The organism is Streptomyces sp. NPDC059994, assembly GCF_042737755.1.
GTDB lineage: Bacteria > Actinomycetota > Actinomycetes > Streptomycetales > Streptomycetaceae > Streptomyces.
On record NZ_JBHWUR010000018.1, the window covers coordinates 13,218 to 32,615 of the forward strand.

Below are 19,398 nucleotides of genomic sequence, written 5' to 3' on the forward strand. Positions count from 1 at the left end.
GGTTCTGGCCATGAAGTCCGACCGGCGGTCCACGGACCGGCCATCCGCCCCCCACCGCGTCGTCGTCATCGCGCCCTCTCCCGTGGCGATGTTCAACCTCGCCATCCCCGAGCTGCTCTTCGCCAAGGTGGAGATCGACGGTTCCCCCGGGTACGAGCTGACCGTCTGCACCCCGGAGCCGGGCCCGGTCGCCACCACCGGCGGGCTGGACCTGTACGTGGGCCGGGGCCTGGACGCCGTGGCGGACGCCGACACGGTCCTGGTCGCGGGGACGGGGCAGCGCTATGTGCCCGATCCGCGCACGGTGGAGGCCGTCCGCGCGGCCGCCGCCGACGGGACCCGGATCACCTCCATCTGCAGTGGCGCCTTCGTCCTCGCCGAGGCCGGACTGCTCGACGGGCGCAGCGCCACCACGTACTGGGAGCTCGCCGAGGAGCTGCGCCGGCGCTACCCGACCCTCGACCTCAAGGGCGACGTCCTCTACGTCGAGGACGGGGACGTCATGACCTCGTCCGGATACGCGGCCGGGATCGACATGTGCCTGCACATCATCCGTACCGACTACGGCGCCGCCGTCGCCAACCAGGTGGCCAGGGCCGCGCTGGTCGCCCCGGTGCGGCCCGGCGGGCAGACCCAGTTCACCCAGACCCCGCTGCCCGCCGAGCGGGGCGTGGCCTGCGCCGACACCCGGGGCTGGGCGATGCGCAACCTGGACAAGCCGCTCACCCTCACCGACCTGGCCCGGCACGCGGGGGTGAGCGTGCGCACCCTGACCCGCCGCTTCCACGCCGAGAGCGGGGTCAGCCCGCTGCAGTGGCTGCTGCACCAGCGCATCGAGCGGGCCAAGGAGCTCCTGGAGACCACCACGCTCGCCATGGACCAGATCGCCGAGGCCAGCGGCCTGGGCAGCGCCGACTCGCTCCGCGCCCATCTGGTCCGGCGCACGGGTCTGACCCCGAGCTCGTACCGGGCCACCTTCAGCAGGCTGGAGACGGTGGGCCCGGTAAGGGTGGGCTGATCGGAGGTGGGCGACCGGGGGAATGCGTCGGACGTCCAGTACGTTGTAATACTTGAAAGTGACACAAAATACTCGGAGAGACTCGGAGAGAAGTGACATGCGCGTCGAGATCTGGAGCGACATCGCCTGCCCGTGGTGCTACATCGGCAAGGCCCGTTTCGAGAAGGGCCTGGCGGAGTTCGCCCACCGCGACGACATCGAGGTCGTGCACCGCTCCTTCGAGCTCGACCCGAACCGCGCCAAGGACGCGGTCGGCCCGGTGATCCCGATGCTGGCGGAGAAGTACGGCCGCACCCTGGACGAGGCCCGGGGCATGGAGGAGCACGTCGCCTCCAACGCGCACGCCGAGGGGCTGGGATACCTCACCGAGGGCCGGGACCACGGCAACACCTTCGACATCCACCGGCTGCTCCACCTCGCCAAGGCCCGGGGCCGCCAGGAGGCGCTGCTCGACCTCGCCTACCGGGCCAACTTCGCCGAGGAGCGCTCGGTCTTCGACACCGCCGTCCTGCTGGAGCTGGCCGTCGAGGCGGGCCTGGACGCCGACGAGGCGAAGGCCGTGCTCGCCGACGAGAGCGCGTACGCCGACGAGGTGCGCGCGGACGAGGCCGAGGCCGCCGCGCTCGGCGCCGGCGCGGTGCCGTTCTTCGTGGTCGACCGCAAGTACGGGATCTCCGGCGGCCAGCCCGCCGAGGTCTTCACTCAGGCGCTTGAGCAGGCCTGGCAGGAGCGCACGCCCGTCCTCGCCACGCTCGGCGCCCCCGCCTCGGCCGAGGGCGAGGCGTGCGGCCCGGACGGGTGCGAGGTCCCGCGCGCGTGACGCGTGTGATGTGAGTGGTGTGCGTATGGTCGTGGGGTTGTTGGGCTGCACACTTTCGGCCCAACCCGTAAGCAGACGTTGACGGTTCCCCTTGGCCTTTGTCGATTGACCCCGGGGCGGGGGGACCTCAGGGTGGGATCATGGAGATCCTGGAGCCCCTGTCGGGCGACGCGTTCGCGCCCGAGACGACGTATCTGAACACCTCCGGCTGCGGCCTGCTGCCCCGGCGTGCCGTGGACGCCATCGCGCGGCTCGCCGGGGAGAACCTGGCGGGCACCCGCGAGGGCGCGGGCAGCTTCGACGCGCTCGCCGCCGTCCGCGGCTCGTTCGCCCGGCTCACCGGGGTCGGCGCCGACCGGGTCGCCCTCGGCTCCTCGGTCTCGGTGCACGTCGCCCTCGTCGCCCACTCACTGCCCGCCGGGGCCGAAGTCCTCGCCCCCGAGGGCGAGTTCAGCTCGGTGGTGCAGCCCTTCGCGGTGCGTGGCGACCTCAAGATGCGGTACGTGCCGCTGGAGTCGCTGGCCGAGGCGGTACGGCCGGGCACCGCCCTGGTCGCCTTCTCGTCCGTCCAGTCCGTCGACGGGCGGGTCGCGGACCTCGACGCCGTACGGGCCGCGGCGGCCGCGCACGGGGCCCGTACGCTCCTCGACGCCAGCCAGTCGGCGGGCTGGCTGCCGCTGGACGCGGGCGCGTACGACTACACGGTCACGGCCGGTTTCAAGTTTCTGGCCTGCCCGCGCGGTACGTCGTTCCTCACCGTGACGGAGGAGGCGCAGGAGCGGCTGGCGCCGCTGCACTCGGGGTGGTTCGCGGCGGAGGACCTGGCCGACAACTACGGGCCGGTCCGGGAGCTCGCGGGGTCCGCGCGGCGCTACGACGAGCCGGGCTCGTTCCTGTCGTACCACGCGGCCGCCGAGTCGCTCGCGGTTCTTGAGGCCGTGGGGATCGAGGCGGTGTACGCGCACGACTTGGCGCTGGCGGGGCGGCTCCGGGCGGGGCTTGCCGCCCTGGGGCACCGGGCCGTCGCCGAGTCCTCGGCGATCGTTGCCGTGCCGGGGCTCGGCGGCGTGCAGCCGGAGTTGTCGCGGGGTGGCGTCTACGCGTCCGCGCGGGGTGGGAATCTGCGGTTCGCCGTCCACCTGTACAACTCGTCTGCCGACGTGGACCGGGCGTTGGAGGTGCTGGGCGCGGCCCTGTGACTCGGCTGCGGACCGTGCTGGGCTGAGCGCGCAGTTCCCCGCGCCCCTGATCGGGCCGTCTGTTTGCTGCGGGTCGTGGTGGGTTGCTCGCGCCCACGCGGCGGAGCCGCACATGTCACAGCCCCGCGCCCCTTAAACGCGCCCCTCCGGGCCGCCCGGGGGATTGCCGCGCAGCGGCATTCTTAGGGGCGCGGGGAACTGCGCGACCGGCCCACCACGACCCGCAGGTGAATCACGCACCCGCTGGGGGAACGCCCTCTCCGGACGGGCAGTCCTCCGCCGCCGCCATCGGGCACAAGTTCGTCTCCACCTTGTTCAACAGGCGGGCCAGTTCGGCGCGTTCCGCTGTGGTCAGGCCCGCCAGGGTCTTCTCCTCCAGGCCGTTCCACGCCGCCTCCACCGCGTCGTGCAGGGCGCAGCTGGCCTCCGTCGCCTCGACCAGGGAGGCGCGGCGGTCGGCGGGGTCGGGGCGGCGGCGGACCTGGCCCGCCTGCTCCAGGCGCTGGAGCATCTTCGTCACCGTCGACGGGTCCAGCTCCAGCGCCTTGATCAGCTCGGACTGGCGCACCGCGCCCGCGTCCCACAGATGCATCATCAAGATCTCCTGGCCCGCGTAGAGCCCGGTCGCGCGCAGCAGCCGGCCCGCGGCGACGCGGTGCAGCCGGGCCACCCGGGAGACGGCGTGGCTGATCGGGCCCCCGCGCGCCGCACCCGGGGTGCGGGACAACTCCGTACAGAGGGGGTCTTGGCTGCGCGCGTCCGTGGTCATGCCACAACTTTACCTTGGTCGGCCAATCAATGGGTTACAGTTGGCCGCGTCGGATTACTTGGCCGACCACATAACTCTCCCTGGAGCTGTCATGAGCACCGCCTTCGACCCGATCGACCTGTCCGGCCTCCGCCTCCCCAACCGCATCGCCATGGCGCCGATGACCCGCAGCCGTGCCTACGGCCCGGGAAACTCGCCCACCGCGTCCACGGCCGCGTACTACGCCCAGCGAGCCGGTGCCGGGCTGATCATCAGCGAGGGCATCCAGCCGGCCGCCGTCGGCCAGGGCTACCCCGACACCCCCGGCCTGCACAGCGAGGAGCAGGTCGCCGCCTGGCGCGAGGTCACCGACGCCGTGCACGCCCAGGGCGGCCGCATCTTCGCGCAGCTGATGCACGCCGGCCGCATCGGCCACCCGGACCTGCTGCCCGGCGACCTGGTCAACGTCGCCCCGTCCCCGGTCGCCGCCGCCGGGAAGGTCTACACGCACAACGGCCCGCAGGACTTCGTCACCCCGCGCGAGCTGACGGACGCCGAGGTCGTCGAGACCATCGGCCAGTACGCGTCGGCGGCGCGCAACGCCATCGCGGCCGGCTTCGACGGGGTCGAGCTGCACGGCGCCAACGGCTATCTCATCCACCAGTTCCTGTCGCCCACCACCAACCTGCGCACCGACCGCTGGGGCGGCTCCGACGAGGCCCGCACCCGGTTCGCCGTCGAGGCCGTCAAGGCCGTCGCCGCCGAGATCGGCGCGGGCCGCACCGCCCTGCGCATCTCGCCCGGAAACAGCTACAACGACATGAGCGAGCCCGCGCCGGAGGCCACGTACACCGCGCTGGTGCGCGAGCTGGAGACCGTCGGGCTCGCCTATCTGCACATCCTGGAGGGCGGTCCCGGGCTCCGCGAGCTCACCCGGACGCTGCGCGAGCTGTTCGACGGCACGGTCGTGCTCAACGCGGCCACCGACGGCCCCACCGGCCCGGACGCGCTCGCGCTCATCGAGGACGGCACCGCCGACCTGCTCTCGTACGGGGCGCTCTTCCTCGCCAACCCGGACCTGCCGCAGCGCCTTGAGACGGGCGGCCCGTTCAACGCCCCCGACCCGGCCACCTTCTTCGGCGGCGACGACAAGGGCTACCTCGACTACCCGGCGCTGGACGCCGCCGTCGTCGTCTGACCCGGGCGAAAACCCCTGGTCGCGGCCCGGTCCCGCAGGGGAGGATCGGGCCGTGACCAGGGACATCGAGCAGGACGTACGGGTGCGCGCCGCCGCCCGCAACAACGCCGAGTGGTGTGCGGCGCTCTGCCGCGCACATGGCATCACGGGCGCGTGGGACCCCCGCGCCTGGACCAGCGCACAGCGCACCCCGCCGCTCTACCCCGACGCGGTGACCCTCGACCCGGGCGCCGGGCCGCGCGGGATCGTGGAGCGGATCGACGACTCACCGGGCGCCTCGGTCAAGGACAGCTTCTCCGCCCTCGACCTGACGGCCGACGGCTTCGAGGTCCTCTTCGACGCCCAGTGGATCCACCGCCCCGCGCAGGGGACGGGCGCGGGAGGGTGGGAACCGGTGCGTACGGACGCCGAGCTGGCGCAGTGGGAGCAGGCGTGGTCGGCCGGGGACAGCAGCGGTCTGTTCCCGGCCGCGCTCCTCGCCGACGGCTCCCACTCCTTCCTCGCGGCGCGGGACGCGACGGGCCGGATCGTCGCGGGCGCCGTCGCCAGTGAGGGTGCCTCGGTGGTGGGCGTCTCCAACCTGTTCGCGGCCGACGGCGACCTCGACGCGGCCTGGGCCGGCTGCCTGGGCACGCTCGCCCGGCACCGGCCCGGCCTCGACGTGGTCGGCTACGAGAGCGGCGACGACCTCGCGGCTGCCGTCCGCGCCGGGTTCACCCCGGTCGGCGGGCTCAGGATCTGGCTGCGCCACTGAGCGGTTCGCCGTACCAGCGCCAGGACTCCTGGCGCGGCAGGTCCGGCAGCTCCGCCCGGCCGGTGGCCCACAGCAGCACGCGCCACCGGTCCGGATCCGCCGGAACCTCGCGGAACAGCCGCGCGAGCACCCGGTCGCACAGCCCGCCCGGCGGCGCCCAGGTGACCCCGAGGCCCTCCGCCACGTCGTGGGTGTGCAGCAGCGTCTCCACGACACCCATCGCCGCGAAGCCCTCCGGGTCCGAGATGCCGAAGCTGTGGTGGGCGCGGACGTCCGGGGACGCCGTGCGGACCATCGCGGTCAGCAGGGCGCCGCTGGCCTCCAGGGTCTGGAGGAGCCCGGCGGGCCCGGCCGCGCGGTCCGCGTGCACCGCGTTGCGCGGCCCGCCGGGACGTTTCGCCTCCCACAGGTACGGCACCTCGCCGTCGAGCGGCGGCTGCTGCGGGCCGAGCTGCACGGCGTACGCGAAGAGGTCGTCCGAGAGGTGCTCGACGGTCTCCCAGCAGTCCCACTCCAGGGAGCCGGCCTTCACGCTCCAGTCCGCGGCCAGCCCCGCCCGCAGCGCGGTGACGGAGAGCCGTACGACGTGTTCGACATCGGCCGCGGTGACGGGAGTCCGTGAAGATTCATCAGCCATGCGCCGACCGTACCAACGATCAACGCACCGGCGGGCTGTGACTCCCGGGGGCGACCCCCGGACCCCCGGCCTGGCCGGGTCACCCCACCGGCGTGAAGTCTCTGGCGCCGATGAACTCCGGGCGGCGGATCGGGGCCGCGAACGGCTCGACCGCCGCGTTCTCCACGCTGTTGAAGACGATGAAGACATTGCTGCGCGGATACGGGGTGATGTTGTCCCCGGAGCCGTGCATGCAGTTGCAGTCGAACCAGGTCGCCGAGCCCGCGCGCCCGGTGAACAGCCGGATCCCGTGCCGGTCCGCCATCTTCGTCAGCGCCTCGTCGGACGGCGTGCCCGCGTCCTGCATCTGGAGCGACTTCTTGTAGTTGTCCTTCGGCGTGGCCCCGGCGCACCCCAGGAAGTCCCGGTGCGAACCCGGCATGATCATCAGGCCGCCGTTGGTGTCGTGGTTCTCGGTGAGCGCGATCGACACGGACACGGTCCGCATGTTCGGCAGGCCGTCCTCGGCGTGCCAGGTCTCGAAGTCCGAGTGCCAGTAGAAGCCCGACGCCCCGAACCCCGGCTTCACGTTGATGCGCGACTGGTGGACGTACACGTCCGAGCCCAGGATCCGCCGGGCGGTGCCGACCACGCGCTCGTCGCGCACCAGACCCGCGAAGATCTCGCTCATCCGGTGCACCTCGAAGACCGAGCGCACCGACTGGGACTGCGGCTCGATGATCGACCGCTCGTCGGCGCGGACCGCCGGATCGGCGATCATCCGCTCCAGCTCGCGCCGGTAGAAGGCCACTTCGTCGTCGGCCAGCAGCTGGTCGACGGTGAGGAAGCCGTCCTTCTCGTACGATTCGAGCCCGGCGGAAGGCCCCCAGACGACGGGGTCCTGACGGGGGGTCACCACTTCGGTGGCGCCACGGGTGGGGTACAGGTCCTGCATGTTGATCAGCCCTCCTCGGGTTCGGTCAGCAGGGGGTAGACGCCGTTCTCGTCGTGGTCCTCCCGTCCGGTGACGGGCGGGTTGAAGACGCAGACACAGCGGAAGTCGGTCTTGGGGCGCAGGGTGTGGCGCTCATGGCCGTTCAGCAGGTACATCGTGCCGGGCGCGATCCAGTGGGTCTCGCCACTCTCGTGGTCGGTGAGCTCGGCCTCGCCCTCCACGCACAGCACCGCCTCGATGTGGTTGGCGTACCACATCGACGTCTCGGTGCCCGCGTACAGAACCGTCTCGTGCAGGGAGAAGCCGACCTTCTCCTTGGCGAGCACGATCCGCTTGCTCTCCCAGGTGCCGGAGGCGGCGCGGACATGGCGTTCGGTGTTCTCGATGTCCTTCAACGAGCGGACGATCACAGCGGGTTGCTCTCTTTCCTCGTACGTACGGGTCAGACGGCCGTCTCGCGGACCGCGCGGGCGAGGGTGCGCAGCCCCTCGTCGAGCTCGTCCCCCGTGATCGTCAGCGGCGGGAGCAGCTTGGTGACCTCGCTCTGCGGGCCCGACGTCTCGACCAGCAGCCCGAGCTCGAAGGCGCGCCGCGCCACCGCGCCGGCCCGGTCCTTGTCGTGGAACTCGATGCCCCAGACCAGGCCGTGGCCCCGGTACTCCTTGATGTCGACCAGGTTCTCCTCGGTGATGGAGATCAGCGCCTGCTCGACCTGCTCGCCGCGGGCCCGGGTCTGCTTCTCCAGGGCGCCGCCGTCGGCCCAGTAGGCCTCCAGGGCCGCGGTCGCGGTGACGAAGGCCGGGTTGTTGCCGCGGAAGGTGCCGTTGTGCTCGCCCGGCTCCCACACGTCCAGCTCCGGCCGGAACAGGCAGAGCGACATGGGCAGTCCGTAGCCGCTGATCGACTTGGACAGGGTGACGATGTCCGGGGTGATGCCCGCCTCCTCGAACGAGAAGAACGCGCCGGTGCGCCCGCACCCCATCTGGATGTCGTCGACGATCAGGAGCATGTCCTGGCGCCGGCACAGCTCCGCGAGCGCGCGCAGCCACTCCGGACGGGCCACGTTGATGCCGCCCTCGCCCTGCACGGTCTCCACGATGACGGCGGCGGGCTTGTTGAGCCCGGAGCCCTGGTCCTCAAGGAGCCGCTCGAACCACAGGAAGTCGGGGGTCTGCCCGTCCAGGTAGTTGTCGAACGGCATCGGCGTGCCGTGCACCAGCGGGATTCCGGCCCCGGCCCGCTTGAACGCGTTGCCGGTGACGGCGAGCGAGCCGAGCGACATGCCGTGGAAGGCGTTGGTGAAGGAGACGATCGACTCGCGGCCCTTCACCTTCCGCGCCAGCTTCAGCGCCGCCTCGACCGCGTTGGTGCCGGTCGGGCCGGGGAACATCACCTTGTAGGGCAGGTCGCGCGGGCGCAGGACCACGTTCTGGAAGGTCTCCAGGAACGTGCGTTTCGCGGTGGTCGCCATGTCCAGGCCGTGGGTGATGCCGTCGCGTTCCAGATAGTCGAGCAGGGCGCGTTTCAACACCGGGTTGTTGTGGCCGTAGTTGAGCGAGCCGGCCCCGGCGAAGAAGTCGAGGTACTCATGGCCGTCCTCGTCGGTGAGCCGGGCGCCCTGGGCGCGGTCGAAGACGGCCGGCCAGCCGCGGCAGTAGCTGCGCACCTCCGACTCGACGGTCTCGAAGACGCTCAGTGCGGGCGGGGTGATGGTCACAGTCGTACTCCCAGGTCGATCCGGTAGAGGACTTCCGCCTGGTGCCCCTCGTCGGGGAACAGGCCGCTGTCGAAGAGGACTTCGCGGTGGGGCGCGGTGCCGCGCCGCTCGGCGAAGGCGGTGAACAGCCGGTCGGAGGCGGTGTTGTCGGGGGTCACGGTGGTCTCGACGCAGCTGACCCCGTGCGAGTCGGCGACCTTCCCGGTCAGCGCTTCGAGCAGGGTGCCGGCGAGGCCCCGCCCCCGGTGCTCGCGGTCGACGGCGACCTGCCAGACGACGAGCGTCTCGGGCCGGGCGGGCCTGACGTATCCGGTGACGAAGGCGATCGGCTCACCGGTGGCGTCGCGCGCCACCACGGAGGTCGCGGCGAAGTCGCGGCACCAGAGCAGATAGCTGTACGAGGAGTTGAGGTCCAGGACTTGCGAATCGCGGGCGATACGCCAGATCGCGGCGCCGTCCTCGACGCGTGGGGTGTCGATATGGACAACGGTCTGTGCGGCGGTCATGCGGAGGGAATTTACCCAGCGGAAATCGAAATCGCATTCCCGGGAGGGGGTGTGCGCGGCGCGGGTCTGTGTTATCACGCGGGCACACGCGCAAGGCGTTTTGTCCGGTAATTCCGGGACAAAAAGGCACCTTTGTGGGGTCGATCACACCCGCCCGAGGGCCACGAAAACCTTGTTGAGATCTTGCGTTTGAGATCAACAAGCCGGGGCAGAAGAAAACGGGAAGCTGCTCTGGATAAAGCAGCTTCCCGTTTACTGGAATTAATCGGCTATCAATATGCGCTAAAGGTGTTACCAGGTTTGTGACACGGCCTTGCGGGCAGCTTCCGTATCGACCCGCCGGCCCGTCTCGCCCAGCGCCGCCCCCAGTGCCGCGAGCGAGCCCTGGACCGCACCCCGAGTGGCATCGGCCCCGTAGTGATTGACCCGGATCATCTCCTTCGCCAGCGCCCCGCCGCCCGCGACCAGCGGCAGCGCGGGATCGGCCGCCAGCGCCTTGGCGACCAGCTCGGAGGCGTCGACGCCCTCGGGGGTGCGCAGCGTCGTGGCCACCGGGGCCGCGTCCCGCGCCTCGTACACATACGGCTCCAGACCGCCGCCGAGCGCCGAGGCACCCGCCCGGGTCGCGGCCGCGGCCGACGCGTGCCGGGCCGCCACCGTGTCAAGACCCTCCGTCTCGATCCGCTCCACACACGCCTCCAGGGCCAGCATCTCCAGCTGCGCCGGGGCGTGCAGCAGCGCCTTGCGGCCGCCGTCGATCCAGCGCTCCTTCCAGTCGAGGAGCGACAGGTAGGAGCGGCGCGGGGCGCGCGGGTTGGCGGCGATCCGGGCCCAGGCGCGCTCGCTCACCGACACCGCCGAGACGCCCGCCGGGCCGCCCATCGCCTTCTGTGCGCCGATCACGCACAGGTCCACGCCCCACGCGTCCGGCAGCAGCGGCTCGGCGGCCACCGAGGCGACCGCGTCCAGCATGAACAGCGCGCCGTGCCGGCGGACCACCTCGCCGATCTCCGCCACCGGGTTGGTGTTCCCGGTCGCCGCCTCCGCGTGCACCAGGGAGACGAAGTCGATCTCCGGGTGCTCGGTGAGCGCCCGGTCGATCTGCTCGGCGGACACGGCCGTGTGGAACGGCACCTCCAGGTCCACGACCTCGGCGCCGCAGTCCCGCAGCCAGTTGCCGAAGGTCTGGCCGTACGGGCCGGTCACCACGTTCAGGGCGGTGGAGCCGGGGTGCGCGGCGCCCCGGATGCAGCCTTCCAACGGCAGCAGCGCCTCGCCCTGCATGATCACCACGTCCTGCCCGGTGGCGAGCAGCGCGGCCACCCGCCGCTCGATGGCCGCGAAGCGGTCGGCGGTCAGCGGAGCCAGGTCGAGGAACGGGTGCGTCACAGCGGTGCCTTCTTCACATCAGCGGGTGTGCTCGGTACTTCGGTGCTCGGTACCTCAGCGGGTGTGCCGGTACTTCGGTGGGTGTACCCGGTTCGAGGGTACCCAGCGCCTCGTACAGTGCTGACCATGAGCGATCACGTGGTGCTGCATGTGAAGGGGCGGGTGCTCGTCGGTCCCGAGGAGGTGCGGGACGAACTGTGGGCGGTGGACGGCCGGATCACCTACGAGCGCCCGCCGGGTGCCGTTTTTGACGCCGTCACGGTCACCGGCTGGGCGCTGCCAGGCCTGGTCGACGCGCACTGCCACGTCGGGCTCGACCGGCACGGCCCGGTCGACGACGAGACCAGCGAGAAGCAGGCCCTCCAGGACCGGGAGGCGGGCACCCTGCTGGTACGGGACGCGGGCTCGCCCTCCGACACCCGCTGGATCGACGACCGCGACGACCTACCGAAGATCATCCGCGCGGGCCGCCACATCGCGCGCACCCGCCGCTACATCCGCAACTACGCCCATGAGATCGAGCCCGGCGACCTCGTCGCGTACGTGGCCCGCGAGGCGCGGCGCGGCGACGGCTGGGTCAAGCTGGTCGGGGACTGGATCGACCGCGAGGTGGGCGACCTGTCGCCGTGCTGGCCGCGCGGCGAGGTCGAGGCGGCGATCGCCGAGGCGCACCGGCTGGGCGCGCGGGTCACGGCCCACTGCTTCGCGGAGGACTCGCTGCGCGACCTGGTCGAGGCGGGCATCGACTGCGTCGAGCACGCCACGGGCCTGACCGAGGACACGATCCCGCTGTTCGCGGAGCGCGGCGTCGCCATCGTCCCGACCCTGGTCAACATCGCCACGTTCCCGCACCTCGCGGACGGCGGGGAGGCCAAGTTCCCGGTCTGGTCGGCCCATATGCGCCGACTGCACGCCCGCCGCTACGACACGGTCCGCGCGGCGTACGACGCCGGAATCCCGGTCTTCGTCGGCACCGACGCGGGCGGCTCGATGGCCCACGGCCTGGTCGCGGCGGAGGTGGCGGAACTGGTCAAGGCGGGCATCCCGCCGGTGGAGGCCCTCTCCGCCACGGCCTGGGGCGCCCGCACCTGGCTGGGCCGCCCGGTCCTGGAGGAGGGCGCCCCGGCGGACCTCGTGGTGTACGAGCAGGACCCCCGGGCGGACGTACGCGCACTGGCGTCACCGAGCCGGATCGTGCTGAACGGGCGGATCGTGGGGTGAGGGCGGGGAGTTGACGCGGAGGGTGACGGTCCGGGGGACCACCTCAACCCCCCGCCCACCCCCGGAGGGCCAAGGGAACGGGCGGGGTGGGGAACCAACCCCCGGTCACCCCGACGTCAGCGTCAGCGCCTGGTCCAGGGCCTGGAGGAATCGATTCGTCGTCGAACGGTCCCGCACCGCAAGACGCAGCCACTCCGGCCCAAGGCCCGGGAACGTGTCGCCGCGCCGGGCAAGAAACCCCAGCCCACGAAGGTGCGCCCGCACCGCCGCCGCCCCCGCCATGCGGACCAGTACGAACGGCCCCTCCGCCGCCTCCACCACCCGTACCTCCTCGAACTCCCCCAGCCCCGCCACCAGATGCGCCCGGTCCGCGGCGAGGCGGTGCGCCGCCTCCTCCGCCTCCGCCAGCGCCCGGGGCGACACGCACGCCTCCGCCGCCACCAGCGCGGGCGTGGAGACGGGCCACAGCGGCTGGGCCCGCGACAGCGCGGCCACGACCGGGGGCTCGGCCAGCACATAGCCGATCCGCAGCCCCGCGAGACCCCACGTTTTGGTGAGGCTGCGCAGGACCACCAGGCCCGGCACATCCGTCCGCCCCGCCAGCCCCTCCCGCTCGCCGGGCACCGCGTCCATGAACGCCTCGTCCACGACCAGCGTCCGCCCGGGCCGGGCCAGCGCGGCCAGCACCCCACGGGGGTGCAGCACCGACGTGGGGTTCGTGGGGTTGCCGACCACCACGAGGTCCGCCTCCGACGGAACCGCCGCCGGGTCGAGCCGGAACCCGTCCTCCGGGCGCAGCAGGACCCGGTGGACCTCGTGCCCCGCGTCCCGCAGGGCGGCTTCCGGCTCGGTGAACTGCGGGTGCACCACCACGGGGTGGCGGAACGAGAGCGCCCGCGCCAGCAGTACGAACGCCTCCGCCGCCCCCGCCGTGAGCAGCACCCGCTCCACGGGCAGCCCGTGCCGCCCCGCGACCGCGGCCCGCGCCGCCCGCCCGTCGGGGTAGGCGGCGAGCCCGGTCAGGGACGCGGCGATCCGCTCCCGCAGCCAGTCCGGGGGAGTACCCGCCCGTACGTTGACCGCCAGGTCGGTCAGACCGTCGCCGCCGTCACGGACCTCGGCGTCCCCGTGGTGGCGCAGATCGTGCTCAGTGATGTGCGTGCGCATGGCTGCCATGGTGGTGATGATGGTGGCCGTCGTCGTCCGGGTGGAAGTGGGGCTGCTGGGGCAGTCCCACCTTGTCCTCGAAACCGGGCAGCGCGATGCGGTAGACGCAGGAGTCGCAGTTCATCCGCAGATCCCCCTTCACCGCCTCCTCGTACCGCTCCATGACCAGCGCGTGCAGCTCCTCGGCCGCCCCGATGACGTCGGCGGAACGGATGTCGGGGCCGGGGTGCGCCGCCGCCCACTCCTCGGTCTGCTGCCGCACCCGGTCCGGCAGGATGCCGGTGAACAGGAAGTACGGAAGGACCACGATCCGCCGGGCCCCCAGCTTCTCGCAGCGGTCCAGGCCCGCCGGCACGTCCGGCGCCGCCAGCGACACGAACGCCGTCTCCACGCCCGCGTAACCGCGCCCCTCCCAGAACAGCCGGGCCGCCTTGTACACCTCGGAGTTGGCGTCCGGGTCGGTCGAGCCGCGGCCGACCAGGAGGACCGTCACCTCCGAGCGGTCGAGGTCGCCGATGACCTCGTCGACCCGGCGCTCCAGGACGGCGAGCAGCGACGGGTGCGGGCCGAGCGGGCGGCCGTACGTGTAGGAGATGCCGGGGTGGCGCTCCTTCTCGCGGGTGAGCGCGGCCGGGATGTCGCCCTTGGCGTGCCCGGCCGACACCAGCATCAGGGGCACGGCGGCGAACCGCTTGACGCCCTGCTCCACCAGCGAGGCCACGGCCTCGCCCAGCGGCGGCGGCGACAGCTCGATGAAGCCGCCCGCGACGGGCAGCGCGGGGTTGCGGCGGCCGAGCTCCTCGACGAACGAGCGGAACGCCTCGGCCCCGGCGTCGTCCCGGGTGCCGTGCCCGGCGACGAGCAGTGCGGGCTTGGTCTGGGGGGTGGTCACTGGTTCTCCTTGGAGAGGGGGTGGTACAGAAGGGCGTTGAGCGCGGCGGAGGCCACCGCCGAGCCGCCCTTCTCGGAAACGTTGCTGACGGCGGGCAGGCCGCTCTCGCGCAGCGCCTGCTTGGACTCGACGGCTCCGACGAAGCCGACCGGAAGGCCGATCACCAGCGCGGGAGCGGTGTCGAGGGTGAGGAGTTCTTCGAGCGCGGTGGGCGCGTTGCCGATCACCCAGAGCGCGCCGGGTCCCACCTCCTCGTACGCGAGCCGGATGGCGTGTGCCGAACGCGTCAGTCCGGGGCCGGACTCGGCGTCCCGCAGACGGCAGACGGTCTCGCGCCGGGTGATCCCGGCCGCGACCATCTCGACATCGGTGACGACCGGCGCCCCGGCGTGCAGCGCCGCGTGGGCCTTCACCAGCGAGTCCTCGTCGCAGACGAGGTCCGTGGCGTAGCCGAGGTCGGCGGCGGAGTGGACGACCCGCTCCACCACGGCCCTGGTGAGCGGCGCGAAGTGCGAGGTGTCGAGGCGGGCGCGCATCCGCCGGTACGACTCCACCTCGATCGGGTGGACCGTACGCTCCCAGGGCCTGCTCACTCGGCCCCCTCGGCGGTCGCGGCCTGCCACCGGTAGCCGCGCGGGGTCACCATACGGCCGGCGATCTCACGGGTGGCGGTGTTGCCCACCGTCACGACCGTCATCATGTCCACGGTCGCCGGGTCCAGCGCGCCGAGCGTGGTCAGCCGGCTGCTCTCGTCGGGGCGGGAGGCGTTGCGCACCACGCCGACCGGGGTGTGCGGGGCGCGGTGCTCGGCGAGGATGCCGAGCGCCTTGGGCAGCTGCCAGTCGCGGCCCCGGCTGCGCGGGTTGTAGAAGGTGACCACGATGTCCGCCTCGGCGGCCGCGCGCACCCGGCGCTCGATCACCTCCCACGGCGTGTGCAGGTCCGAGAGCGAGATGGAGACGTGGTCGTGCCCCAGCGGCGCGCCCAGGATCGCGGCGGCGGCCAGCGCGGCCGTCACGCCCGGGACGCCGACCACCTCGATGTCGTCGGCGGCCTCGGCGAGCGCGGGCGACGCCATCGCGTACACCCCCGCGTCGCCCGATCCGATCAGCGCGACCGCGTGCCCCTCGCGCGCCCGGGCGACGGCGGTACGGGCCCGCTCCTCCTCGGCGCCGAGCCCCGACTCCAGGACCGTGGTGCCGGGCCGCAGCAGATCGCGGATCTGGTCCACGTACTGGTCGAGCCCGACGAGCACCGAGGCCCGGCGCAGCTCGTCCTTGGCGCGCGGGGTGAGCAGGTCCCGGGCCCCGGGCCCGAGCCCGACGACCGCGAGCCGCCCGCGCGGGGCGCGCCGCACGACCGCGCAGGTGGCCATCGCGGCCCGGCCCTCGGGGCTCGACTTCCGCTTCGGCACGAGGAGTTCACCGCCGCCCGCGAGCGCGGCGGCCTCCGCGACGGAAGGCGTCCCGACGGCGTCCAGGGGCGCGTCGGAAGGGTTCGGCACCTCGATACGGGAGAGCTCCTCCGCGCTGTACGCGGTGAGCGGCACCCCGAGCCGGGAGGCCGCCTCGACGATCCCCGGCTCCTCGGACTTCGCGTCCACGGTGGCGAGTTCGGCCACGCTGAGGAGGCTGAGCCCCGCGTCCCGTACGGCGTCCTCGACGAGCCCGAGCACCTCGTCGACGGGCGCGCCCTTGGACGCGCCGACACCCACGACGAGGGACTTCGGCCGCAGCACGGCTTCGTCGGGCCCGAGTTCAAGGAGGCGGTCGGTGAGGTGGAGGGCGGCGGGGCCCTCCGCGGCGGCGGTCACGTTCGACGGGAACGCCGGCAGCGGCCACACGCCGTCCGCCCGCAGCGCCACCGGCGAGCCGTCCAGGACCGCCCGGGACACCGCCGCCACCGCGCCCTCCACCGGCAGGCCAAGCGTGTCCAGGCCCGGCACGCCCACCGCGTCCGTCGCCGTGGTCACCACCGGCGTGCAGCCGAGGACTTCGGCCACCTCGGCGGCCAGCGCGTTGGCGCCGCCCCCGTGGCCCCCGAGCAGCGAGACGGCGAAGCGCCCGGCCTCGTCCACGCAGACCACACCCGGGTCGGACGCCTTGTCCGCGAGGAGCGGGGCGAGCAGCCGGACCGTGGCGCCCGTGGCGAGGAAGCACACCAGCGCGTCGCACTCCGCGAAGGCCCGCTCCACGGCCTCCCGCACGGGTCCTTCGTACACCCGGACCCGGCCGGGCCAGGCCGCGGCCAGCCGGTCGCGGGCTGTGGCGCCCGCCGCCGTGGCGGAGATCAGGCCGATCACTGAACAGCTCCTTCGACAACCGATACAGCCGAGGGGCGGTCGCCCCACAGCAGGAAGACGGGGTTGGTGGCGGCGAGCCGGGTCACGTCCCCGGGCAGCGGCGCGAGCCGCGACGACTGCAGCAGGACGCCGTCGGTCTCCAGACCGGCCCCGGCCAGCGCCGCCCGTACCGCGGGAACGCGGTCCAGGGCCGCCAGCGCCACCACGACCGAGCGCCGGGCCCGCCGGGCGCAGGCGGTCACGATCGCGGGCAGCTCACGGCCGCCCCCGCCGATGAACACCGCGTCCGGATCCGCGAGATCCGACAGGACCGTGGGCGCCGCGCCGTGCACCACCCGTACGTCCACACCGTGCGCCGCCGCGTTGGCCCGGACGTGCTCGCAGCCCTCGGCGGTCTTCTCGACCGCGACCGCCGCCGCCCCGAACCGGGCGCACTCCACGGCCACCGAGCCCGACCCGGCCCCTATGTCCCAGACCAGATCGCCCAGGCGCGGGCCGAGCCGGGCCAGCGCCAGCGCCCGCACCTCGGCCTTGGTGATCATCGAGTCGCGGTGCGCGAACGCGCTCTCGTCCAGCGCCCAGCGGCCGGGCGTGGCCCGGCCGCCCGCGACCGTGCGCACCGGCGAGAGCGCCTTCTCCTCGTCCAGACAGACGATCACGCTGACCGCGTCCCACTCGCGGGCCGCGGCCTCGGCCGGGCTCACCCGCACCAGCCGCTCCCGCTCCGGGTCGCCGAGCGCCGACGCCACCACCAGGAGCCGCTCGGGCGCCCGGCGGGCGAGCTCGGCGCCCAGCTCGGCGGGCCCGGCACCGGGCCCGGTCAGCACGGCGGTCTTGGGGTGCGCCCGGCACACATTGGCGGCCGTCCGCAGGTCCCGGCCGTGCGCGCTGACCACCAGCGCGTCGTCCCAGGGCAGCCCAAGCCGGGCGAAGGCGACCGCCACCGACGTGGTCCCCGGCCGTACGTCCAGCTCCTGCGGCCCGAACCGCTCGGCCAGTGCCCGCACGATTCCGAAGAACCCGGGATCCCCGGAGGCCAGCACCACGGCCCGGCCACCGCGCTCGTGGTGCTCGGCGATGGCGTCGAGGGCGGGCGCCAGCGGACCGAGCACCACCTGCTCGGCCCCCGGCGGGAGTTCGGCCGCCGCGAGATGGCGGGCGGCGCCGGTGACCAGCGTGGCCTCGGCCAGCGCCGCCAGGGCGTCCGGTGCCGGCGGCGCCCCCGTCCCCGTACCGATGACGGTGATCATGACGGGGTGCGCTCCGCCTTCTCGGCCTTCAGCGCGCGGCGGGCCGCCGGGTCCGCCCGGCGGAAGCCGTGGAAGTGACCCGGGTGGTAGAGGTGCGAGCGGGTGCCGGAGGCCGAGAGGGCCGGGCCGACCAGGAAGAGCGTGTGCTTCCAGAGCTTGTGCTCCTTCACCGTCTCCTCCAGCGTGTCGATCGTGCAGCGCAGCACCAGCTCCTCGGGCCAGGTCGCCTGGTACGCGATGACGACCGGGGTCGAGGTCGGATAGCCGCCCTCCAGCAGCTCCTCCACCAGCTGGCCCGAGCGGGCGGCGGACAGGAAGACCGCCATCGTGGTGCCGTGCCGGGCGAACTCGCGGACCTCCTCGCCGGGCGGCATCGGCGTCTTGCCGCCGCCCAGGCGGGTGAGGATGACGGACTGCGCCACCTCCGGGATGGTCAGCTCGCGCTGGGCGATCGCCGCGACCGCCGAGAACGACGAGACGCCCGGGATGACCTCGACCTCCAGGCCGAGCCCCGCCACCCGGTCGAGCTGCTCCTGGGTGCCGCCCCACAGCGCCGGGTCGCCGGAGTGGATACGGGCGACCTTCAGCCCCTCCCGGGCGGCCCGCTCGTACACCCCGACGACCTCCTCCAGGGACATCGCCGCCGAGTCCAGGATCTCGGCGCCTTCGCGCGCGTGGTCCAGGACCTCGGCCTGCACCAGGCTCGCGGCCCAGATGACCACGTCGGCCTCGGCGATCGCCCGGGCGGCGCGGAACGTCAGCAGATCGGCGGCGCCGGGGCCGGCGCCGACGACGGTCAGCCTGCCGGTGGGGGCATCGGCCATGGGAGGGGTCCTCTCGTACGTCACACAGTCGGTAAAGCGAAATGCGCGGGGGTGGGTCAGTCGGTTAGCAAGGGCGCATGGCAGTGCTCGTGGCGCTCGGTGCGTTCCTGATGACACTGGTCGGCGGCTGGACGGCCCAGCGCGTCACCGACCGGCGCCATCTCGTGCTGGGGCTGGCGGGCGGGCTGATGCTCGGCGTGGTCGGACTCGACCTGCTGCCGGAGGCGATGGAGGCGGCGGGCGACGATGTCTTCGGCGTACCGGCCGCGCTGCTTCTGTTCGTCGGCGGCTTCCTCCTCGCCCACCTGGTGGAGCGCCTGCTCGCGGTACGCAGGGCGGCCCATGGAGGCGAGAAGAGGGTGCCGCAGGTGGGTCTGACGGCGGCCGCGGCGATGGTCGGGCACAGCCTGATGGACGGCATCGCGATCGGCGCCGCCTTCCAGGTGGGCGGCGGCATGGGCGCGGCCGTGGCGGTCGCCGTGATCACGCACGACTTCGCCGACGGCTTCAACACCTACACGATCACCAGCCTGTACGGGAACGAGAAGCACAAGGCCGTCGCCATGCTGATCGCGGACGCGCTCGCCCCGATGGTGGGCGCCGCCTCGACGCTGCTGTTCACCCTTCCGGCCGAGCTGCTCGGAAGCTATCTGGGCTTCTTCGGCGGGGTGCTGCTGTATCTGGCCGCCGCCGAGATCCTGCCCGAGGCCCACCACGACCACCCGGCGCTCTCCACGCTGCTGTTCACGGTCGGCGGGGTGGCCTTCATCTGGCTGGTGGTGGGGATCGCGGGGTGATCCCACCGCGTACGGAGCCTTGGGC

General features: G+C 73.1%; 20 protein-coding genes. 7 read left to right on the plus strand and 13 right to left on the minus strand.

Translation table 11 applies throughout. The features are described from left to right. Window positions 1–10 precede the first annotated feature (10 nt). The 3 genes from ACFWA7_RS12455 to ACFWA7_RS12465 all read left to right on the plus strand — a co-directional run bounded on the left by ACFWA7_RS12455 (window position 11) and on the right by ACFWA7_RS12465 (window position 3,037). A complete protein-coding gene (locus tag ACFWA7_RS12455; RefSeq protein ID WP_385822690.1) occupies window positions 11–1,018 on the plus strand; it encodes a GlxA family transcriptional regulator in 1,008 nt (335 codons plus the stop codon). A 97-nt stretch (window positions 1,019–1,115) separates the two neighbouring features. Next, window positions 1,116–1,838, plus strand: a complete 723-nt coding sequence (locus ACFWA7_RS12460; RefSeq protein WP_385540630.1) for a DsbA family oxidoreductase — start codon at window positions 1,116–1,118, stop codon at window positions 1,836–1,838. Between the two features lie 140 nt (window positions 1,839–1,978). Beyond that, window positions 1,979–3,037 (plus strand): aminotransferase class V-fold PLP-dependent enzyme, encoded by a 1,059-nt coding sequence (locus ACFWA7_RS12465; RefSeq protein WP_385822692.1) that lies wholly within the window; start codon window positions 1,979–1,981, stop codon window positions 3,035–3,037. Between the two features lie 232 nt (window positions 3,038–3,269). Here the strand turns inward: ACFWA7_RS12465 and ACFWA7_RS12470 are convergent, their stop codons facing one another. Then, on the minus strand, window positions 3,270–3,806 hold the full coding sequence (locus ACFWA7_RS12470; protein ID WP_385822694.1) for a MarR family winged helix-turn-helix transcriptional regulator: 537 nt from the start codon (window positions 3,804–3,806) through the stop codon (window positions 3,270–3,272). Between the two features lie 91 nt (window positions 3,807–3,897). Here ACFWA7_RS12470 and ACFWA7_RS12475 point away from each other — a divergent pair, with 91 nt between their 5' ends. Together ACFWA7_RS12475 and ACFWA7_RS12480 are read left to right on the plus strand one after the other, a co-directional pair. Beyond that, entirely contained in the window at window positions 3,898–4,983 is a 1,086-nt protein-coding gene (locus ACFWA7_RS12475; RefSeq protein WP_385540624.1) for an alkene reductase, read from the plus strand. 52 nt (window positions 4,984–5,035) lie between these two features. After that, entirely contained in the window at window positions 5,036–5,737 is a 702-nt protein-coding gene (locus tag ACFWA7_RS12480) for a hypothetical protein (RefSeq protein ID WP_385822696.1), read from the plus strand. Here ACFWA7_RS12480 and ACFWA7_RS12485 read toward each other — a convergent pair. From ACFWA7_RS12485 to ACFWA7_RS12510, 6 genes are all read right to left on the minus strand, one after another. After that, window positions 5,715–6,374 carry a hypothetical protein gene (locus ACFWA7_RS12485; protein ID WP_385540620.1) on the minus strand — a complete coding sequence of 220 codons (660 nt, stop codon included), beginning with the start codon at window positions 6,372–6,374 and terminating at the stop codon, window positions 5,715–5,717. The genes ACFWA7_RS12480 and ACFWA7_RS12485 overlap by 23 nt on opposite strands. 79 nt (window positions 6,375–6,453) lie before the next feature. Continuing rightward, a complete protein-coding gene (gene thpD / locus ACFWA7_RS12490) occupies window positions 6,454–7,308 on the minus strand; it encodes an ectoine hydroxylase (RefSeq protein WP_385540619.1) in 855 nt (284 codons plus the stop codon). Between the two features lie 5 nt (window positions 7,309–7,313). Next, window positions 7,314–7,718 (minus strand): ectoine synthase, encoded by a 405-nt coding sequence (locus ACFWA7_RS12495; protein ID WP_385540617.1) that lies wholly within the window; start codon window positions 7,716–7,718, stop codon window positions 7,314–7,316. Between the two features lie 32 nt (window positions 7,719–7,750). Beyond that, the gene (ectB, locus tag ACFWA7_RS12500; protein WP_385822698.1) at window positions 7,751–9,025 is read right to left on the minus strand and encodes a diaminobutyrate--2-oxoglutarate transaminase; all 1,275 of its coding nucleotides are present in this window, start codon (window positions 9,023–9,025) and stop codon (window positions 7,751–7,753) included. Continuing rightward, complete coding sequence (gene ectA / locus ACFWA7_RS12505; RefSeq protein ID WP_385822700.1) at window positions 9,022–9,531, minus strand: diaminobutyrate acetyltransferase; 510 nt, start codon at window positions 9,529–9,531, stop codon at window positions 9,022–9,024. Before ectA ends, ectB begins: the two co-directional genes overlap by 4 nt. A gap of 291 nt (window positions 9,532–9,822) precedes the next feature. After that, complete coding sequence (locus tag ACFWA7_RS12510) at window positions 9,823–10,920, minus strand: pyridoxal-phosphate-dependent aminotransferase family protein (RefSeq protein ID WP_385822702.1); 1,098 nt, start codon at window positions 10,918–10,920, stop codon at window positions 9,823–9,825. A 126-nt stretch (window positions 10,921–11,046) separates the two neighbouring features. Here ACFWA7_RS12510 and ACFWA7_RS12515 point away from each other — a divergent pair, with 126 nt between their 5' ends. After that, the gene (locus ACFWA7_RS12515; RefSeq protein WP_385822704.1) at window positions 11,047–12,141 is read left to right on the plus strand and encodes an amidohydrolase family protein; all 1,095 of its coding nucleotides are present in this window, start codon (window positions 11,047–11,049) and stop codon (window positions 12,139–12,141) included. A 105-nt stretch (window positions 12,142–12,246) separates the two neighbouring features. On the opposite strand, the gene cobC is transcribed toward ACFWA7_RS12515, so the two are convergent. The 6 genes from cobC to cobM are packed head-to-tail and all read right to left on the minus strand — an operon-like array spanning window position 12,247 to window position 18,576. Then, window positions 12,247–13,317 carry an Rv2231c family pyridoxal phosphate-dependent protein CobC gene (cobC, locus tag ACFWA7_RS12520; RefSeq protein WP_385822706.1) on the minus strand — a complete coding sequence of 357 codons (1,071 nt, stop codon included), beginning with the start codon at window positions 13,315–13,317 and terminating at the stop codon, window positions 12,247–12,249. Further along, the gene (locus tag ACFWA7_RS12525; protein WP_385540605.1) at window positions 13,289–14,200 is read right to left on the minus strand and encodes a sirohydrochlorin chelatase; all 912 of its coding nucleotides are present in this window, start codon (window positions 14,198–14,200) and stop codon (window positions 13,289–13,291) included. Before ACFWA7_RS12525 ends, cobC begins: the two co-directional genes overlap by 29 nt. Beyond that, window positions 14,197–14,736: a precorrin-8X methylmutase gene (locus ACFWA7_RS12530; protein ID WP_385822765.1), complete on the minus strand. Its 540-nt coding sequence runs from the start codon at window positions 14,734–14,736 to the stop codon at window positions 14,197–14,199. The genes ACFWA7_RS12525 and ACFWA7_RS12530 overlap by 4 nt, the downstream gene beginning before the upstream one ends. 53 nt (window positions 14,737–14,789) lie before the next feature. Beyond that, window positions 14,790–16,502 (minus strand): precorrin-3B C(17)-methyltransferase, encoded by a 1,713-nt coding sequence (gene cobJ, locus ACFWA7_RS12535; protein WP_385822708.1) that lies wholly within the window; start codon window positions 16,500–16,502, stop codon window positions 14,790–14,792. Continuing rightward, window positions 16,499–17,752 (minus strand): precorrin-6y C5,15-methyltransferase (decarboxylating) subunit CbiE, encoded by a 1,254-nt coding sequence (gene cbiE / locus ACFWA7_RS12540; protein ID WP_385822710.1) that lies wholly within the window; start codon window positions 17,750–17,752, stop codon window positions 16,499–16,501. Before cbiE ends, cobJ begins: the two co-directional genes overlap by 4 nt. After that, window positions 17,749–18,576, minus strand: coding sequence for a precorrin-4 C(11)-methyltransferase (gene cobM / locus ACFWA7_RS12545; RefSeq protein WP_385540600.1), 828 nt, complete (start codon window positions 18,574–18,576; stop codon window positions 17,749–17,751). Before cobM ends, cbiE begins: the two co-directional genes overlap by 4 nt. A 77-nt stretch (window positions 18,577–18,653) precedes the next feature. Here cobM and ACFWA7_RS12550 point away from each other — a divergent pair, with 77 nt between their 5' ends. Beyond that, window positions 18,654–19,373: a ZIP family metal transporter gene (locus tag ACFWA7_RS12550; protein ID WP_385540598.1), complete on the plus strand. Its 720-nt coding sequence runs from the start codon at window positions 18,654–18,656 to the stop codon at window positions 19,371–19,373. Window positions 19,374–19,398: the final 25 nt, after the last annotated feature.

Coding starts and splice junctions, on each gene's coding strand:
- thpD (WP_385540619.1), bottom strand. CDS start 7,308: ATGCAGGACCTGTACCCCACCCGTGGCGCCACCGAAGTGGTGACCCCC.
- ACFWA7_RS12455 (WP_385822690.1), top strand. CDS start 11: ATGAAGTCCGACCGGCGGTCCACGGACCGGCCATCCGCCCCCCACCGC.
- ectA (WP_385822700.1), bottom strand. CDS start 9,531: ATGACCGCCGCACAGACCGTTGTCCATATCGACACCCCACGCGTCGAG.
- ACFWA7_RS12460 (WP_385540630.1), top strand. CDS start 1,116: ATGCGCGTCGAGATCTGGAGCGACATCGCCTGCCCGTGGTGCTACATC.
- ACFWA7_RS12530 (WP_385822765.1), bottom strand. CDS start 14,736: ATGCGCGCCCGCCTCGACACCTCGCACTTCGCGCCGCTCACCAGGGCC.
- ACFWA7_RS12475 (WP_385540624.1), top strand. CDS start 3,898: ATGAGCACCGCCTTCGACCCGATCGACCTGTCCGGCCTCCGCCTCCCC.
- cobM (WP_385540600.1), bottom strand. CDS start 18,576: ATGGCCGATGCCCCCACCGGCAGGCTGACCGTCGTCGGCGCCGGCCCC.
- ACFWA7_RS12470 (WP_385822694.1), bottom strand. CDS start 3,806: ATGACCACGGACGCGCGCAGCCAAGACCCCCTCTGTACGGAGTTGTCC.
- ACFWA7_RS12485 (WP_385540620.1), bottom strand. CDS start 6,374: ATGGCTGATGAATCTTCACGGACTCCCGTCACCGCGGCCGATGTCGAA.
- cbiE (WP_385822710.1), bottom strand. CDS start 17,752: ATGATCACCGTCATCGGTACGGGGACGGGGGCGCCGCCGGCACCGGAC.
- ACFWA7_RS12465 (WP_385822692.1), top strand. CDS start 1,979: ATGGAGATCCTGGAGCCCCTGTCGGGCGACGCGTTCGCGCCCGAGACG.
- ACFWA7_RS12515 (WP_385822704.1), top strand. CDS start 11,047: ATGAGCGATCACGTGGTGCTGCATGTGAAGGGGCGGGTGCTCGTCGGT.
- cobC (WP_385822706.1), bottom strand. CDS start 13,317: ATGGCAGCCATGCGCACGCACATCACTGAGCACGATCTGCGCCACCAC.
- ACFWA7_RS12550 (WP_385540598.1), top strand. CDS start 18,654: ATGGCAGTGCTCGTGGCGCTCGGTGCGTTCCTGATGACACTGGTCGGC.